Annotated in this window: 13 protein-coding genes; 6 read left to right on the forward strand and 7 right to left on the reverse strand. The window is 70.3% G+C overall.

All coding sequences use genetic code 11. The features are described 5' to 3' along the window. Window positions 1-129: 129 nt before the first annotated feature. Both ACSC1Q_RS10175 and ACSC1Q_RS10180 read right to left on the reverse strand, forming a co-directional pair. Complete coding sequence (locus tag ACSC1Q_RS10175) at window positions 130-1179, reverse strand: DUF8832 domain-containing protein (RefSeq protein WP_436758417.1); 1050 nt, start codon at window positions 1177-1179, stop codon at window positions 130-132. Between the two features lie 309 nt (window positions 1180-1488). Next, window positions 1489-4035: a GcvT family protein gene (locus ACSC1Q_RS10180; RefSeq protein ID WP_436758418.1), complete on the reverse strand. Its 2547-nt coding sequence runs from the start codon at window positions 4033-4035 to the stop codon at window positions 1489-1491. Window positions 4036-4110: 75 nt separating this feature from the next. Between ACSC1Q_RS10180 and ACSC1Q_RS10185 the strand changes: the two genes are divergently transcribed. Together ACSC1Q_RS10185 and ACSC1Q_RS10190 are read left to right on the forward strand one after the other, a co-directional pair. Continuing rightward, window positions 4111-5064, forward strand: a complete 954-nt coding sequence (locus ACSC1Q_RS10185; RefSeq protein WP_436758419.1) for a phosphotransferase — start codon at window positions 4111-4113, stop codon at window positions 5062-5064. Continuing rightward, window positions 5061-6638, forward strand: coding sequence for an amino acid permease (locus tag ACSC1Q_RS10190; protein WP_436758420.1), 1578 nt, complete (start codon window positions 5061-5063; stop codon window positions 6636-6638). The genes ACSC1Q_RS10185 and ACSC1Q_RS10190 overlap by 4 nt, the downstream gene beginning before the upstream one ends. A gap of 189 nt (window positions 6639-6827) precedes the next feature. Here the strand turns inward: ACSC1Q_RS10190 and lipB are convergent, their stop codons facing one another. Together lipB and ACSC1Q_RS10200 are read right to left on the reverse strand one after the other, a co-directional pair. Beyond that, on the reverse strand, window positions 6828-7466 hold the full coding sequence (gene lipB / locus ACSC1Q_RS10195) for a lipoyl(octanoyl) transferase LipB (RefSeq protein ID WP_436758421.1): 639 nt from the start codon (window positions 7464-7466) through the stop codon (window positions 6828-6830). A gap of 101 nt (window positions 7467-7567) precedes the next feature. After that, on the reverse strand, window positions 7568-7753 hold the full coding sequence (locus ACSC1Q_RS10200) for a PspC domain-containing protein (protein WP_344743060.1): 186 nt from the start codon (window positions 7751-7753) through the stop codon (window positions 7568-7570). Window positions 7754-7968: 215 nt separating this feature from the next. On the opposite strand from ACSC1Q_RS10200, the gene ACSC1Q_RS10205 reads away from it, so the two are divergent. After that, window positions 7969-9528 (forward strand): M28 family metallopeptidase, encoded by a 1560-nt coding sequence (locus ACSC1Q_RS10205; protein ID WP_436758422.1) that lies wholly within the window; start codon window positions 7969-7971, stop codon window positions 9526-9528. Window positions 9529-9628: 100 nt separating this feature from the next. Continuing rightward, window positions 9629-11131, forward strand: coding sequence for a M28 family metallopeptidase (locus ACSC1Q_RS10210; RefSeq protein WP_436758423.1), 1503 nt, complete (start codon window positions 9629-9631; stop codon window positions 11129-11131). Between the two features lie 301 nt (window positions 11132-11432). Here ACSC1Q_RS10210 and ACSC1Q_RS10215 read toward each other — a convergent pair whose 3' ends face one another. Continuing rightward, window positions 11433-12065 carry a mycothiol-dependent nitroreductase Rv2466c family protein gene (locus tag ACSC1Q_RS10215; protein WP_436758424.1) on the reverse strand — a complete coding sequence of 211 codons (633 nt, stop codon included), beginning with the start codon at window positions 12063-12065 and terminating at the stop codon, window positions 11433-11435. A gap of 323 nt (window positions 12066-12388) precedes the next feature. On the opposite strand from ACSC1Q_RS10215, the gene ACSC1Q_RS10220 reads away from it, so the two are divergent. Then, window positions 12389-13216: an undecaprenyl-diphosphate phosphatase gene (locus ACSC1Q_RS10220; protein WP_436758425.1), complete on the forward strand. Its 828-nt coding sequence runs from the start codon at window positions 12389-12391 to the stop codon at window positions 13214-13216. A gap of 133 nt (window positions 13217-13349) precedes the next feature. Beyond that, the gene (locus tag ACSC1Q_RS10225; protein WP_436758426.1) at window positions 13350-13574 is read left to right on the forward strand and encodes a hypothetical protein; all 225 of its coding nucleotides are present in this window, start codon (window positions 13350-13352) and stop codon (window positions 13572-13574) included. Between the two features lie 96 nt (window positions 13575-13670). Here ACSC1Q_RS10225 and ACSC1Q_RS10230 read toward each other — a convergent pair whose 3' ends face one another. Both ACSC1Q_RS10230 and ACSC1Q_RS10235 read right to left on the reverse strand, forming a co-directional pair. Then, window positions 13671-14894, reverse strand: a complete 1224-nt coding sequence (locus ACSC1Q_RS10230; RefSeq protein WP_436758427.1) for an extracellular catalytic domain type 1 short-chain-length polyhydroxyalkanoate depolymerase — start codon at window positions 14892-14894, stop codon at window positions 13671-13673. A gap of 485 nt (window positions 14895-15379) precedes the next feature. Next, the gene (locus tag ACSC1Q_RS10235; RefSeq protein WP_436758428.1) at window positions 15380-16204 is read right to left on the reverse strand and encodes a M55 family metallopeptidase; all 825 of its coding nucleotides are present in this window, start codon (window positions 16202-16204) and stop codon (window positions 15380-15382) included. Window positions 16205-16209: the final 5 nt, after the last annotated feature.

Consider the following 16209-nt stretch of genomic DNA (forward strand, 5'->3'; position numbering starts at 1 on the left):
TCTCGGCGTCCTCGACGGCCGGAAACCCCGCCGTCGCCCGCGAGCGGGCCCGTCCCTCGCCCCGGCGCGGGGTGTGTCCAGGCATATATCTCTCCCCTTCATGAGAACACGTAACCCCTATGGGGTATTTCACGGCTGGTGGCTGTGCCCGTGGCCGTCCCCGGACGGGGCCGTGGCCGTGCTCCCCTCGGGATCCGGGCTCGTGGCGGCGGTGAACACGGCGGTGCGCACGGTCCCGGCGTGCTTGAAGTCCAGATAGAGGCCGTAGGTCCCCGCGCTCGGCACCTCGGCGTAGAAGGTGATGTTCGGGCCGGGCGCGGTGCGCCCGTCATCGGGCGCGCCGTCGGGGTGCACGTGCAGGTAGGCCAGGTCGCCGTCACGCAGCGCGACCAGGTGTCCGTACGCGGCCAGGTAGGGCTGCAGGTCGGTGACCGGCCTGCCGTCCTTGGCGATCGAGAGCGTGAGCATGCTCGTACGGCCGGGGATGAGATCTCCCGCGAGGGTGACGGTGTAGTCGCCCACCTTGGCGGTCTCGGCCGGGATCGCGGGCGGCTCGGGCCGGTAGTCGCCCGCCGCCGACAGGTCCATGCCGAGTGTCAGGGGCTGCGCGCCCTCGGGGGCGAAGTCGGCGAACGCGCGGTACTCCCCGGCGGCGGGGAGGTCGAGCGGGACCGACCAGACCCCGCCTCCCAGCTGGGTGGGATGCAGGTGCTGGAAACCCGTCAGGTCGCGGCGGACCACGATGAAGTGCATCTTCTTGTCGTGCTGGGTGGTGAAGCCGGTGACGGGGGACCCACCGGGGCCGATCACCGAGAAGCGGAAATCGGTCCGTTTGCCCACCTTGACCTCGTCGGTCTCCGGCATGAGCGTGTATCCGCCCTGGGAGACCTGGAGCCCCGCGGGAAGGGTCAGAGCCTTCTTGGCAGCCGTCTCTGGCCCGGCCTCCCGCCCGGCCTCCTGCCCGGCGCTCTGATGGCCGCCGTGGCCCGCACCCGCTCCGGCGTCCTGACCCGTGCCCCGCTCGGTTCCGGCGCCGGTGCCGCGAGAGCTCTCGGCCTGCGCGCTTCCCGCCGGTCCGACCGGTCCGGCCATCCGGCCCGCCCCCAGGGCCCCGCCGAACACCACGGCCAGCCCCAGCGCGTACGCACCCACCTTGATCGCGCCGTTCATCTCGACCATCCCTCCTAATACCCTTGGGGGGTATCTACTCGTTCGACCACAGTGCCACACCACCACCTTTTCAGCAACCCCGGGGGGGTATACCTGACGCCGGTCTCCAGGTCACAGGATGGCCGATACACAGGTCCATGACGGGACCTATGGGAAATCAGGGACGGATGTCGCTCGCCCGCCGCCGGACCCGCGAAGGGCTACGAAGGGCCGTGAAGGGGCCGCGGAGGGGCTGCGGAGGGGCCGTGAAGCCGGGTGGACCCCGGCCGACCGGCGTACGGCGCCCTCCGGGATCCGGCGGAACCTCCTGGGGGACGGTCAGGACGGCAGGCGCCGGACGCGTTCCGAGGACGGGTCGTAGAGGGGTTCCGTGGTGACGGCGGCGCCCACCCAGGTGCCGGTGACGCCGACCTCCACGCGGTCGCCGGGGGCGGTGCCCTCCGGCAGGTAGGCGTAGGCGATCGAGCGGTCGACACGGTGGCCGTACCCGCCGCTGGTCACCCGCGAGGCGGGCAGGCCACCGGCGCGGACCGGCTCCCCGCCGAGGCAGACCTGGCGGGGGTCGTCCAGGACCAGGCAGAACAGCCGTCGCGCGGGCGCACCGGCCTCCGCGACCACGTCTGCCCCCGCACCGGCACCGGCACCGGCACCGGCGATCGCGTCCGTGGCCGCGTCCGGTGTGCCCGGCCCGGCCGGTGCGGGACGGTGGGCGGCGTCCAGGGCCGCGCGGCCGAGGAAGTCCTTGTCGCGGGCGACCGCGAAGCCCAGGCCCGCCTCGCGGGGGGTGGTCTCCGGGGTGATGTCCATGCCCCAGACGCGGTAGCCCTTCTCGAGGCGCATCGAGTCGATCGCGCGGTACCCGGCCGGGCGCATGCCGTACGGCGTGCCCGCCTCCACGAGCGTGTCCCACAGCGTCAGCCCGTACTCCGACGGGCAGTACAGCTCCCAGCCGAACTCGCCGACGAACGTCACCCGCTGGGCCAGCACCGGGACGTTCCCGACACTGATCTCCCTGGCCCTCATGTAGCCGAAGGTCAGGTCGTCGCCGGAGACGGAACCGAGGATGTCGAGTGCCCGTGGACCCCACAGGCAGTAGCAGGCGTGCGCCGAGGTGACGTCGCGGACGTCGAGGCCCTGGCCACGGAGCCAGGAGGCGTCGTGGACGCCGAAGGCGGTGCCGGTGACCAGCCGGAAGCGGTCCTCGGCCAGGCGGGTGACGGTCAGGTCGGCCTCGATGCCACCGCGCTCGTTGAGGAGCTGGGCGTAGACGATCGAGCCCACCGGCCTGTCGAGCTGCCCCGCGCACGCCCGCTGCAGCCCTTCCAGCGCCCCGGGCCCCGACACCTCCAGCTTGGAGAACGAGGTCTGGTCGAAGAGACCGGCGGCGTCGCGGGTGGCCAGGCACTCCTCACGCACGGCGGGTGACCAGATCCGGCCCGCCCAGCCGTCCGGGCGGGGGCTAGGGTCCCCCGGGGGAGGAGCACCGCCGGGTTCGTACCAGTTGACGCGTTCCCAGCCGGACTTCTCGCCGAACGCCGCTCCCAGCTCCACGTGCCGTACCCAGGCGGGCGAGCGGCGGAGCGGCCGGGCGGCGGTGCGCTCCTCGCCGGGGTAGACGATGTCGTAGTACTTCGAGTACGAGTCCAGGGCCTTGGCGCGGGTCCACGACGTGGAGCGGGCGTGGGCCCCGAAACGCCGCAGGTCCATGCCGAACATGTCGTACTCGGGCGCGCCGTCCACGATCCACTCGGCCATCACCTTGCCCACGCCCCCGGCCGCCGCCAGGCCGTGGACGCAGAAACCGGCCGCCGCCCACAGCCCGCGGACCGGGGTCTCGCCGAGGAGGAACTCGCCGTCGGGGGTGAACGCCTCGGGGCCGTGCACGACCTTCGTGATCCCGGTACGGGCCAGCTCGGGAACCCGCCGCACCGCCGATTCCCACGATTCCTGAAATTTCGGCATATCCGGAGGAAAGACAGTCCGCGGCTCATCCAGCGGAGTAGTCGTGTCCCATATCTCGGGATTCCGGATATATCCGCCTACCAAAATCCCGCCGTTTTCTTCACGGAAATAGACAATGTTGTCCGGATCCCGCACCGTAGGCATGGACGACGGAACCCCGAATGATTCGGTGGTGACATATTGGTGCTTGATTGGAACGACCGGAATGTCGACACCGGCCAGCCGTCCGACCCGCCCGCTGGCCGCTCCGGCCGCGACGACCACGGTCTCCGCCTGGACCGACCACTCCTCGAAGTCGCCGGAGTCCCCGGAGTCCCCAGTCCCCGACGCGAGCCGTACCCCGGTGACCGCGCCCCCCGCGACGTCGATTCCCGTCACGCGGGTCCCGGTGTGAATTCGCACACCCAGCTTCCGCGCCCCGGCCGCCAGCGCCCTGGCCAGCAGCGCCGGGTCCAGCCAGCCGTCCCCGGGCAGCCAGAGCGCGGCCCGCACGTCGTCGGCGCGCAGCAGCGGGAGCATCTCCTTGGCCTCGGCGCCGGATATCACCTCCAGGCCCAGGCCGTAGGTCTCCCCGGCCCCGGCCAGCCGCAGCGACTCCTCCACCCGCTCGGGCGTGGCGGCCAGGCGGAGGCCGCCCACCCCGTGCCAACCCGGGTCCAGCCCGGTGAGCTCGGCCAGCTCGGGATAGAGACCGGCCGAATACATGATCATCTTGGTCTGGGTGACCGTGGAGCGAAGCTGGCCCACGAATCCGGCCGAGTGCCAGGTGGTCCCCTCGGTGAGTTCGTGCTGCTCGACGAGGATCACCTCGGTCCAGCCGAGCCTCGCCAGGTGGTAGGCGACGCTGCAACCGGCCACCCCGCCGCCGATCACGACGGCTCGCGCGGAGCTGGGAAGTTTCAAAGCGCGCAACCCCTCTGTAACAACTAGTCCACAGAATCGGATCAATGGTATGAAGGTAGGCCAAAGGAGGGCGGCATGCCAGATCCTCTAGCGGACGTCCGTAAATGGGCCGACCAGCCCGTGACCGAGACTCTGATCAAGGGTGGGCTCAGCCACCGGATCTCCCGTCTCACCACGGCCGACGGGCGGCGATGGCTGCTGCGCGTGCTGGACCCCCGGGTCTCGGAGGCCGGACTGGGCATACCGCTCGACCAGGAGATCGCCAACACGGTCCACGCGGCGGACGCGGGGGTCGGGCCCAGGGTGCTGCACCGGCTGCCGGGCGCGCTGGTCCTGGAGTATCTCGACGGCGTCACCCTGGACGCCCACACCGTACGGACGATTCCCGGCCCCATCGCGGCGGCCTGCCGGCGGCTGCACGCCGGGCCCAGGTTCGTCAACGACTTCTCCATCTTCCGCAAGCTCGACGAGTTCCTCGCCCTCTGCCGTACCCACGAACTGGGCACACCCGACGGCTACGAGGACCGTCTTCCCGCGGCGGCGGAGATCGAACGGGCGCTCGCCGCCGATCCGCTGCCCACGGTGCCGTGCCACAACGACCTGCTGCCGGAGAACTTCATCCGCTGCGGCACCGAGGTCAGGATCGTCGACTACCAGCTCTCCGGGAACAACGACCCGGCCTTCGAGCTGGGCGACATCGCGGCCGAGGCGGACTACGACCCGGACCTCACCGTCCGGCTGGCCCGCGCCTACTTCGGCACCGACGACCGGCGGCTCACCGCCAGGGTCCGGCTCAACCTGATCATGTCCAACCTGACCTGGACGCTCTGGTTCGCCGTGCACCACGGGCTGCTCAAGGAGCGGGCGGCCGACGCCGACTTCGACTACGAGGCGGAGGCGGCCGACAAGTTCTCGCAAGCCGTACGGGACCTGGACGACCCGGGGTTCGGACGGCTCGTCGACGACGTCCGGGGCGCGAGCCCCGGATCTCCCCACCCCCCGCACCACCACGCAAGGAGGCTTGAGTGACCAAGCCAACATCTGTCGACGCGGTCGACGAGGACGCGAAGCGCCTCGCCGAACTCGGATACAAGCAGGAGCTCTCCAGAACCTGGAGCGGCTTCTCCAACTTCGCCATCTCCTTCTCGATCATCTCCATCCTGGCCGGCTGCTTCACCACGTTCGGCCAGGCCTGGAACAACGGTGGCCCCGTCGCCATCGCGTGGGGGTGGCCGCTGATCTCGATCTTCATTCTGATCATCGGGCTGTGCATGTCGGAACTGGTCTCGGCCTATCCGACCGCGGGCGGCATCTACTGGTGGGCCGCCAAGATGGGCAAGCCGATCCACGGCTGGTTCACCGGGTGGTTCAACCTCATCGGCCTGATCGCCGTGACGGCCTCGGTCGACTACGGCTGCGCGACCTTCCTGAACATCACCCTCAACCGGTTCTTCCCCGGCTGGGACCCCAGCCTGACCAACGCGTTCATCCTGTTCGCGGTCATCCTCGTCCTGCACGCCCTGATCAACATCTTCAGCCACCGGCTCATCGCGACGCTGCAGAACGTCTCGGTGTGGTGGCACGTGTTCGGCGCGGCGGTGGTCGTGCTGATCCTGGTCTTCGGCCCCGACTCGCACCAGTCGATGTCGTTCGTCTTCACCGAGACGATCAACAACTCCGGCTTCTCCGACTCGTCGTACTGGTTCTACGTGCTGCCGCTCGGCTTCCTGCTGACCCAGTACACGATCACCGGGTTCGACGCGTGCGCGCACGTGTCCGAGGAGACCCAGGGCGCCTCCACCGCCGCCGCCAGGGGGTTGTGGCAGTCGATCTTCTACTCGGCGATCGGCGGCTGGGTCCTGCTGCTCGCCTTCCTGTTCGCGGCCACCGACGTGGACGCGGTCAACGAGGCGGGCGGCTTCGTCGGCGCCATCTTCGACAGCGCGCTCCCCGGCAACCTGGCCACGGCGATCTTCGCGATCTCCACCATCGGCCAGTTCTTCTGCGGGATGAGCTGCGTGACCTCGATGTCCCGGATGACCTACGCCTTCTCCCGGGACGGAGCCATCCCCGGCTGGCGCCTGTGGTCGAGGGTGGACCGCAACCGGACCCCCGTCAACGCGATCGTCTTCGGCTGCACGGCCGCGCTGATCCTCACCCTGCCCGCGTTGTACGAGGCCCCCGGCGGTCTGCCGCTCGCCTTCTACGCGGTCGTGTCGGTGGCGGTCATCGGCCTCTACATCGCCTTCGCGATCCCGATCTGGCTCCGGCTGCGGATGGGCGACCGGTTCCAGCCGGGGCCCTGGACGCTGGGGTCGAAGTACAAGGTCATGTGCTGGATCGCCATCGTCGAGATCTTCGTCGTCTCGATCTACTTCATCATGCCGCTGGTCCCGGCCGCCGTGCCGTTCAGCGACGACTTCACCTGGACCGCGGTCAACTACGCGCCGATCGTGGTCGGCGTGATGGTGCTGGCCGTGGGCCTGTGGTGGACGCTGTCGGCCAGGCACTGGTTCACCGGCCCGCGCCGCACGGTCGACATGGCCGAGGCGTTCGACCCGGCGGGCACGGCCGATCCAGCCGGCAAGGAGCCGATCGGCTGACCTCCGCCCCGAGAGCACGAGGTGACCGGCCCGCTCCCCGAGACCGGGCCGGTCACCGCCAGAACCCGTACCCCCGAAAAACCGGCCCGCGCGAACGCGTACCCCCGAAAAACCGGCCCGCGTGAACGCGTACCCCCGAGAGCCGGTCCGCGCGAACGCGGGCCCGCTCGAAGATCCCCGGAGAGCCGGTCAGCTCGCCTCGAAGGCCTCCGCCACCGCCGCGCGGACCCGGTCCATCGCCGCGGCGGCGGGGGCCTCGCGCCCCATGGAGGTCATGTCGACGTCGGGCATGCCGCAGGCCACCGCCCAGCCCCACGGGGTGAGGTCGCCGTCGACGTTGAGGGCGAACCCGTGACTGGTGACACCTCGGCTCTGCCGCATGCCGATCGAGACGATCTTGCGTCCCGTCCCGGCCGTCCACACCCCGGTCAGCAGCTCCGAGCCCGGCGGGGTGTCGCGGCGCTCGGCCTGGACGCCCAGCGCGCCGAGCGCGGCGACGAGCCTCAGCTCGACCTCGCGGACGTAGTCGACGATCCCCTCGTCCTCGCCGAGCTTGACGACCAGGTATCCGACAAGCTGGCCGGGGCCGTGGTAGGTGAGCTGCCCGCCGCGACCCGTGCTCACGACGGGAATGCCGTGAGCGGGGTCGGGCAGGTGCCGCTCAGGGGTTCGCCTGCCCACGGTGTAGACCTGCGGGTGGCTGAGCAACCAGAGCGTGTCGGAGCGCTCGTCGCGCTGCCGCCGACCGACCAGGTCGGTCATCCGCTCCATCGCCTTCTCGTAGTCGACCAGGTCGTCCTGGACCAGGGACAGTGGGCGTCGCCTCATGCCCCCAGCCTATTTTCATCGGCGGCCTGCGGGCGCCCGGGGGCTCGGTGGTGGCCTGCGGGCGCCCTGAGGACCAGTAGGCCTGCGGGCGCCCCGCGACCTCAGTAACGGACCGCCGGCGCCTTGGGGACGAAGATCCACATGAGCACGTAGGCGACCCACAGGGGGCCGGGGATGAGCGAGAGCAACAGCCAGAACACCCGGACGAGGGTGGGCGGCATGTTGAGGGTCTCCGCGATCCCGCCGCAGACCCCGGCGATTATCTTGTGGTTTCTCGAACGGTGCACGATGCCTCTCCCCGAATCGGTGTTCTTCGTCTCTTCAAACGAACGACCGGAACCGAACCGTTCCCGAGCCGACCCTGAGAAAACCCTGTCAGGGTCGGCTTGGTAACTTTTCTTGAATCTGAGCGCCGACGCATCTAGGCGAAACCAGTTGATCACGGTACGTTCCGCCATGTACGTAATAGGGGATCCCCCTCCGTTCCACCCCGAGGAGCGCTATGCGCCTGAGGTTACGACGCAGCATGGTCAAGGCCGCCACCCTGGTCACGGCCATCGCTCTCCCTCTCGCCTTCACCGTCCCGGCGAGTGCGACCACCGCGACCACCACGTCCCCCGGCGTCACCGACGTCCTCGCCAACGTGTTCGCGACGCAGATCAAGGGAAGCAACGTCAAGAAGCACCTGGACAAGTTCCAGCAGATCGCGACCGCCAACGGCGGTAACCGTGCCGCGGGCTCGCCCGGTTACGACGCCTCCCTGGCCTACGTGCAGGACAAGCTGCGCAAGGCCGGATACAAGACCTCCACGACCGACGTCGAGTTCCCGCTGGGCTGGGAGGAGGCGAGCCCCTCCGTCCTGCAGCAGACGGCCCCCGAGGCGAAGACCTACGCCAACCCGGCCGACTTCGTGACCGTGATCTCCTCCAGCGGAGGCGACGTCACCGCGCAGATTCAGGTCGTCGACCCCGTCATCCCGCCCGCGCCGACCCCGAACACCTCGACGGCGGGCTGCGAGACCTCCGACTTCGCCGGGTTCGTCCCCGGCCGGATCGCGCTGATCCAGCGCGGCACCTGCCCGTTCGTCGACAAGGCCACCAACGCCAAGGCGGCCGGCGCGGCGGGCGTGATCTTCTTCAACGAGGGCCAGCCCGGCCGTACCGACCCGCTCGTCTTCGACATCATCGAGTGGCGCTTCGGCTTCCCCATCGTGATGGCGAGCACGGCTGTCGGCCTCGACCTGGCCGACAGCCCGAACACCACCGTCCGCCTGAAGGTCGACGCCGAGACCGAGGTCGGCCGTACCAAGAACCTGATCGCCGACTCCCGCTGGGGCAAGTCCGGCGAGATCGTGGCGGTCGGCGCCCACCTGGACGGCGTGCCCGAGGGACCGGGCATCAACGACAACGGCTCCGGCAGCGCCGCCACCCTGGAGACCGCGCTGAAGCTGGCCTACGTGCCGACCAAGTACAAGGTGCGCTTCGCCTGGTGGGGTGCCGAGGAGCTCGGCCTGCTCGGCTCCGAGCAGTACGTCGCGGGCCTGTCGCAGTCCGAGAAGGACAAGATCAGGCTCTACCTGAACTTCGACATGATCGCCTCGCCGAACGACGCCACCTTCCTGTACGACGGTGACGACTCCGACGCCGAGGGCGCCCCCGCGGGCCCGGCCGGTTCCCCCGAGATCGAGAAGCGCCTTGAGGCGTTCTACACCAAGCGCAACCTCTCGTTCGAGGGCACCGACTTCGACGGCCGCTCCGACTACGGGCCGTTCATCGCCAACGGCATCCCGGCCGGTGGCATCTTCACCGGCGCCGAGGGCGTCAAGACCGCCGAGCAGGCCGCCAAGTTCGGCGGGACCGCCGGCCTCGCCTACGACCCCTGCTACCACTCCGCCTGCGACGGCATCGCCAACATCAACGCCGCCGCGCTGGAGCGCAACTCCAAGGCCATCGGCTACGCCACCGCGTACTTCGCCTATGACCTGACCGGCATCCCCGACCGCAACGCGGCACTCGCCAAGTCCGCGGCGAAGAGCGCGGCACCTGAGGGTGCCGCCCGCTAGGGGACCGCTCCGCAAGCGCACCACCACGCTGTACGGCGCGCACCCGGCATGGGTGCGCGCCGCTCGGGGGACCCACACACCCTCAGACCCGAGGAGCATGATGCGCAGTATGTGGACCATGGGCATGGCGGCGATCCTGGCCATCCCGTTGGCGTTCACCGCACCATCGGCGTCGGCAGCCGCCCCACCGGACATCTCGCTGACCGCCGTGAAGGCACACCTCACCCAGCTCCAGTCCATCGCGACCGCCAACGGCGGCAACCGCGCCCACGGCCGCCCCGGCTACCTGGCCTCGGCCAACTACGTCAAGGGCCTGCTGGACGGCGCGGGGTTCACCACCTCCCTGCAGTCGTTCACCTACAACGGCGCGACCGGCTACAACGTCATCGCCGACTGGCCGGGCGGCGACCCGAACGACATCCTCATGGTCGGCTCGCACCTCGACAGTGTGACCGCGGGACCGGGCATCAACGACAACGGCTCCGGCAGCGCCGCCATCCTGGAGACCGCCCTTGAGGTCTCCCGCCAGTCGCTGGCACCCACCAAGCACCTCCGCTTCGCCTGGTGGGGCGCCGAGGAGCTGGGCCTGCGCGGCTCGCAGGCCTACGTGAACAGCCTCTCGTCCACCGAGCGGGCCAAGATCAAGGGCTACTACAACTTCGACATGGTCGGCTCGCCCAACGCCGGTTACTTCGTCTACGACGGCGACAACTCCGACGGCGTCGGCTCGGGCCCCGGCCCGGCCGGTTCGGCGCAGCTGGAGTCGACGCTCCAGGCGTACTTCACCTCGATCGGCGTGGCCACCCGGGGCACCGACTTCGACGGCCGCTCCGACTACGGGCCGTTCATCGCCGTCGGCATCCCGGCCGGAGGCACCTTCACCGGTGCCGAGGGCGTCAAGACCAGCGCCCAGGCCACCCTCTGGGGCGGTACGTCGGGGCAGGCGTTCGACCCCTGCTACCACCGGGCGTGCGACACCACGTCCAACATCAGCGACACCGCGCTGAACCGCAACGCCGACGCCATCGCCTACGCGGTGTGGACGACCGCGACCGCCGTACCTCCGACGGTCGTCTGGCAGGACACCTTCGAGACCGCGACCGGCTGGACGGTCAACCCGTCCGGCACCGACACCGCCACGCTCGGCCTGTGGGAGCGCGGCGACCCCGAGGCCACCACCTCCAGCGGCGCCAAGCAGCTCGGCACCACCGTCAGCGGCACCAACGACCTGGTCACCGGCAGGCTCGCGGGCGCGGCGGCGGGCGACTACGACCTCGACGGAGGCATCACCAGCGTCCGGTCCCCGGCGGTCACCCTGCCGTCGACGGGAACGCTCAAGCTGGCGTTCTCCTGGTACCTGGCGCACGGTACCAACGCCTCCAGCGCCGACTTCCTGCGGGTGAAGGTCGTCGGCTCCACCACCACCCAGGTGTTCCAGCAGCTCGGCGCGGCCTCCAACCGCAACGGTGCCTGGGGCGCGGCCAACGTCGACGTCTCCGCCTTCGCGGGGCAGAGCGTCCGCATCCTGATCGAGGCCGGTGACGCCTCGGGCGCCTCCCTGGTCGAGGCCGGGGTCGACGACGTCAAGCTGACCCGCCAGTGAGCGGGACGGTGACCCGGCGGCGGTAAGCGAGACCGGGTGCGGCCCGCGCCTTCCCCTCCACGGGCCGTCCGGACTCCTGTCCGGACGGCCCGCCACGCGGGTCGCACCCCCTCGCGGAAAGACCGCTCTGAGAGGAACCCCTCTCTGAGGGGTTCCTCTCAGAAGGCCCGCTCGCGGAAGGCTTCTCGCGGAAGATCTTTCTCAGAAGGCTCATCTCAGAAGGCCCGCTCACGGAAAGCCTCTCGTGGAAGGCCTCTCGGAAGGCCCCTCTCAGGAGGCCCGCTCGCGGGCCCCGGGTCCGTCAGCTCGGGTCGTCGAGCCGGGGCTCCTCGTGCGGGGCGCCCTTGAGCTCGTGGAACCCCGGGGTCGCGGCCACCAGCAGCGTCCCGTCCCACAGGCGGCCCGCCCCCTCGCCCACCGGAACCCGGGAGATCACCGGGCCGAAGAACACCACGCGCTCGCCACCGGTGGCGGGCCCGGTGGCGGCGACCACCGGGGTGCCGACGTGCTCGCCGATCAGGCCGATGCCCTCCGCGTGCGAGGCGCGCACCGCCTCGTCGTAGGCCGTCGACGCCCCGGCCCCGGCCAGCTCCGGCGGCAGGCCGGCGGCGACCAGGGAGTCGTGCAGGGAACCGGCCCAGTCCTCCCCGCGGGCGCGCCCGACGGTCCACATCGCGGTGTAGAGCCTCCCGAGCGCCTTCTGGCCGTACTCCTGCCGCACGGCCGCGCAGACGCGCACGGGCACCCACAGGTATCCCTCCGTGTCGCCCTCGGGATCCTCGTCGCGGCCCTCGTTGAGCACCGACAGGCTCATCACGTGCCAGCGCACCTCGACGGGCCGTACCCGCTCCACCTCCACCAGCCACCGGGAGGTGATCCAGGTGTACGGGCAGGAGGGGTCGAACCAGAAGTCCGCGATCGTCTTGTCCGTCATTTCCAGCTCTCCGATCGTCGTCCCGGGCCGCACCCAGGAATATGCCACCTTCGCCGACGCCGTACGATGCGGCAGGGCGCGGCAGAGCAAAGGTGGTGCTCGTGGCCGGGTGCGGGACCGGCGCGTTCGTCCCCGGGTTCGTCCGGCCGAAGGCCCGCCTCGGCGCTCCGGCGACGACCGTCGTCCGGCGGGCGGGTCCGGTTCACGGCCGGTCACGAACGGAGCGCGGTCGGCATCGGCCGAACGGCCGGGTCACAGTCACCCCGCCGCTCCGCTAGCCTCGCGTAGGTTACGCACGCGCTGGTACGGAAGGTGCTCATGTGATGGGCTGGTTCGAAGCGGTGGTCCTCGGACTGATTCAGGGATTGACGGAGTTCCTGCCGATCTCCTCCAGTGCCCACATCAGGGTCGTGTCGGCGTTCTTCGGCTGGCAGGATCCGGGGGCCGCGTTCACCGCGGTCATCCAGCTCGGCACCGAGGCCGCGGTGGTGATCTACTTCCGCAGGGAGATCTGGGAGATCATCTCCACCTGGACGCGGTCCCTGTGGACCCCCGCCCTCCGCGCCCACCACGCCGCCCGGATGGGCTGGTACGTCATCGTCGGCACCATCCCGATCGTGGTGCTCGGCCTGCTCTTCGAGGACTCCATCGACAACGCCTTCCGCGACCTGCGCCTGATCGGCACGACGCTGATCGTCTTCGGCCTGGTCCTGTGGTTCGCCGACCACACCGCCCGCAACAGGCTCACCCTGGAACGGCACCTCAGCTTCACCCACGCCCTGATCTACGGCTTCGCCCAGTCGCTCGCCCTCATCCCCGGCGTGTCCCGCTCCGGCGGCACCATCAGCGCCGGGCTGCTGCTGGACTACCGCCGCGAGGAGGCCGCCAAGTACTCCTTCCTGCTCGCCATCCCGGCCGTGCTGGGCGCGGGCTTCCTGCAGCTGTTCAAGATCGGTGAGGGGAAGGCGCCCGAGTGGGGGCCCACGATTCTGGCCACCGTGATCTCGTTCATCGTGGGCTACCTGGCGGTCTCGTGGTTCCTGAAGTACATCAGCACCCACCGGTTCACCGGCTTCGTGATCTACCGGATCGCCCTCGGGATCGTCATCATCGCCCTGGTGAGCTTCGGGGTCCTCGACCCCTCGGCGTAGACGGCCTGGACGCCCCCGGACGACCCCGGACGGCTTGAACCGGCCCAGGACAAGCGGGTGCGGGCCCAGCCGGGGCCCGCGCCCGTCGAGACACCGGGATCCAGCCGATCACGAGCCGGGTGTCGTCCGGGGAGTGCGACACCTCGATCACGTGGTCGCCGGGGATCCGGCGCCGGCCCCGGCCGGTCCGGCTCTCGTATGCCCGTCCAGGGATCTCGACCGCCACCTCGGCCGTCGCGCCGGGAACCGCCTCGGCCACCGCGAATCCGGCCGGCCGGCGCGGGGGCCGGTCGCGGCGAGCCCGGCCCTCGGCACCGAGACCGGCCCGCTGGGCAAGCTCAAGGAGAAGCCCAGCTGAGACGCGAGGAGGTCCGGGCCCGCGAAGCGCGTCCGGCCGGCCGGTCGATCCGCCGGCCGGCCGGTCGCGTTCAGGTTCCCGCCGTCCGAGGGCGTTCTAGCACTGGCTGTCGGCGAGGACCCAGTGGTTGGGGCCGGTCTGCTTGAGGCCGTGCGTGATGAGGGTGTTCCACAGGCCCATCGCGTTGTTGGACCCGTTGGCGTAGGTGTAGCCGCCCGACTGGTAGGCCCGTCCCGCGGTGGTGTGGGCGTAGTTGCTCGCCCTGACGCAGGTCTGCGGCACCGTCGGAGTCGGGGTGGGCGTCGGGGTCGGCGTGGTGGTCGGGGGCGGTCCCGTCCCGCCGGTCAGGCCGAAGAACTGCGCGTCGTGGTAGGCCGAGCAGATGGTGTCGAGGAAGTACGCCGCCGCGCTGCCGCACTGGTCGGCGGCGCCACCGGGATCGATCGGCAGGCCGTGTCCCATGCCCGCGATCTCGTACACGCGCACCGCGTCGCTCCCGTACACCTTCAGCGAGGTGCCGCCGGTGAGACTCCGCGTGGAGGTGGGGCTCTGCGAGACGCCCCGCACGTTCGTCCACTGGTCGCGCAGCTGGGCGGCGTTGGCGGGGACGACGGTGTAGTCGGACGAACCCTGCCAGATCGCGACGCGCGGGTAAGGTCCCGAGTAGCCGGAGTGGGCGCCGCGCACCAGGTCGCCCCACTGCTGCGGGGTCTTGCTGACCGGGCCGTACTGGCAGGTGGAGGCCTGGGTCAGGCTGGCCGCGCACCGGTACGCGAGCCCCGCCCCGATCGAGCCGCCCGCGAAGACGTCCGGGTACGTGGCGAGCATGACGGCCGACATGGCCCCGCCCGCCGACAGGCCGGAGACGTAGACGCGCGCGGGGTCGGTCCCGTAGTTGGAGACGGCGTAGGCGACCATGGCGCGGATCGAGGCGGCCTCGCCCTGGCCGCGGGTGGTGTCGCCGGTCTGGAACCAGTTGAAGCAGCTCGACGAGTTGTTCGCGCTGCCGGTCTGTGCCAGGACGAGGGTGAATCCCGACTGGTCGGCGTACTTGCGCCAGCCCGAGTTGGCGAAGTAGCCGCTCGCGTTCTGCGTGCAGCCGTGCAGCAGGACGACCAGCGGGCGCCCGGCGGTCGACCCGTCGGGACGGTAGCTGAACATGGTGAGGTTGCCGGGGTTGCTGCCGAACGAGCCGACCTGGACGAGCGACGCGGCTCGCGCGGGAGAGGTCGTCGCGGTCGCCGCGCCGAGTAGTCCGAGCAGCCCGAGCGACAGGGTGAGGAGGATGCGGAGTAGACCCGCGGGAAGGGATGCGGCCATGACGTGCTCCTTTGTGGCCCTGTGACCTGTATCACCGGCCCTTACCAGCGCACGTTAAAACTGTCGTAACCCATTTGACATGTTCCCGAGACACACTCTTCGCCCCCGCGTTATGGATCACACGGGCGCGGGCGGCGCTCCCCGTTCCCGGACCTCACGAACTTTCCCGGCTTTCCCTGTCTTCCCGGTCTCCTGACCTCCACGGGCTCCACGGACGCTCTCCGCGGGCGGCCCCGCGGACCCCCTCGGCGACCGCCGCGAGACATCACTCCCCGAAGCGCGCCCGGCTCCGGCTCCGGCTCCGGCGGGAGGCTGCCGGTTGTCCGCCCGCAGCCGGGCGGCATGTTGATAGGCGGTCACAGCGGTGAGGAACATAGCGGTCAGACCGATCACGGAAGGATCATTCCCCCACCCAGCACGACGAACACCCCCGCAGGCGCGAACCCCCGGCATGTCCCCCGGTCACCGTTGGCCGCCGCTCCCGCTCACGGTCCGATCTGTGTGAGCAGGGCGATGAGCTGGAGCATGCCGTAGGCGGCCGTCATGGTCTCGGCGGTGAAGAAGACGGTGCGCCCGCTTCTGGTGACGCCGGGAATGAGGGCGGAAAAGTCTGCCGAGCGTGGCTGATGTAGATCGACCTCGACCTGCGGCGGCCGAGAAACCAGGGCTGGCGGATCGTCGGCATGGAGTCGCATCGCCTGGCCGGCGCCTTGCCGCAGGCGGTCCTGCACCTCCTGCGGGTGAAGGGTGTCGGCCGCGTGCTGGCCGAGGCCTCGTTTGACCGGCACGGTGACGGCCCGGGGCGCCAGCGCGCTGAACTCGTCGCATGCGGCCTCGTCTCCGCTGGCCAGCACGACGGGTACGCCGTATGAACCCGCCAGCAGGGTGTTGATCCCGATCTCGCCGTGCGAGGCGCCGTTGATGCGGACGTCGAGGATGGCATCGGTGATGGTGTGAGCGAGCACGGCGCCGCTGGCACCCGCGCGGGCGTGGTACCCCACGAACATCGCTACCTGGGCACCTGCTTCCAAGCCCGCCAGCATGCCCATTTCGCGAGGTTTGCCACGGATCAGCCGGGCTCGCCGGTCGAGGTCTTCGGGCAAGATGTTGCGGTAGGGGCCGTGGGAGTCGGCCACCAGCACCTCGGCCGAGGGCTCGGCGTCGATCACCCCCGCCACCACGGCGTTGGCTTCAGCGGTCATCAGCCTCCGGCCGCGCTCGTAGTCGTAGCGCTCTGGAGTGGTTTCCGCAGGATGAACGATCCCGGCGATGCCCTCCATGTCCACCGAGATCAATACCTTGATTCCCATGGCTT

The sequence above is a fragment of the Streptosporangium heterodermiicola genome (assembly GCF_051390675.1).
Classification (GTDB): Bacteria; Actinomycetota; Actinomycetes; order Streptosporangiales; family Streptosporangiaceae; genus Streptosporangium.

Coding starts and splice junctions, on each gene's coding strand:
- ACSC1Q_RS10235 (WP_436758428.1), bottom strand. CDS start 16,204: ATGGGAATCAAGGTATTGATCTCGGTGGACATGGAGGGCATCGCCGGG.
- ACSC1Q_RS10215 (WP_436758424.1), bottom strand. CDS start 12,065: ATGACGGACAAGACGATCGCGGACTTCTGGTTCGACCCCTCCTGCCCG.
- ACSC1Q_RS10210 (WP_436758423.1), top strand. CDS start 9,629: ATGCGCAGTATGTGGACCATGGGCATGGCGGCGATCCTGGCCATCCCG.
- lipB (WP_436758421.1), bottom strand. CDS start 7,466: ATGAGGCGACGCCCACTGTCCCTGGTCCAGGACGACCTGGTCGACTAC.
- ACSC1Q_RS10185 (WP_436758419.1), top strand. CDS start 4,111: ATGCCAGATCCTCTAGCGGACGTCCGTAAATGGGCCGACCAGCCCGTG.
- ACSC1Q_RS10175 (WP_436758417.1), bottom strand. CDS start 1,179: ATGGTCGAGATGAACGGCGCGATCAAGGTGGGTGCGTACGCGCTGGGG.
- ACSC1Q_RS10230 (WP_436758427.1), bottom strand. CDS start 14,894: ATGGCCGCATCCCTTCCCGCGGGTCTACTCCGCATCCTCCTCACCCTG.
- ACSC1Q_RS10220 (WP_436758425.1), top strand. CDS start 12,389: ATGGGCTGGTTCGAAGCGGTGGTCCTCGGACTGATTCAGGGATTGACG.
- ACSC1Q_RS10205 (WP_436758422.1), top strand. CDS start 7,969: ATGCGCCTGAGGTTACGACGCAGCATGGTCAAGGCCGCCACCCTGGTC.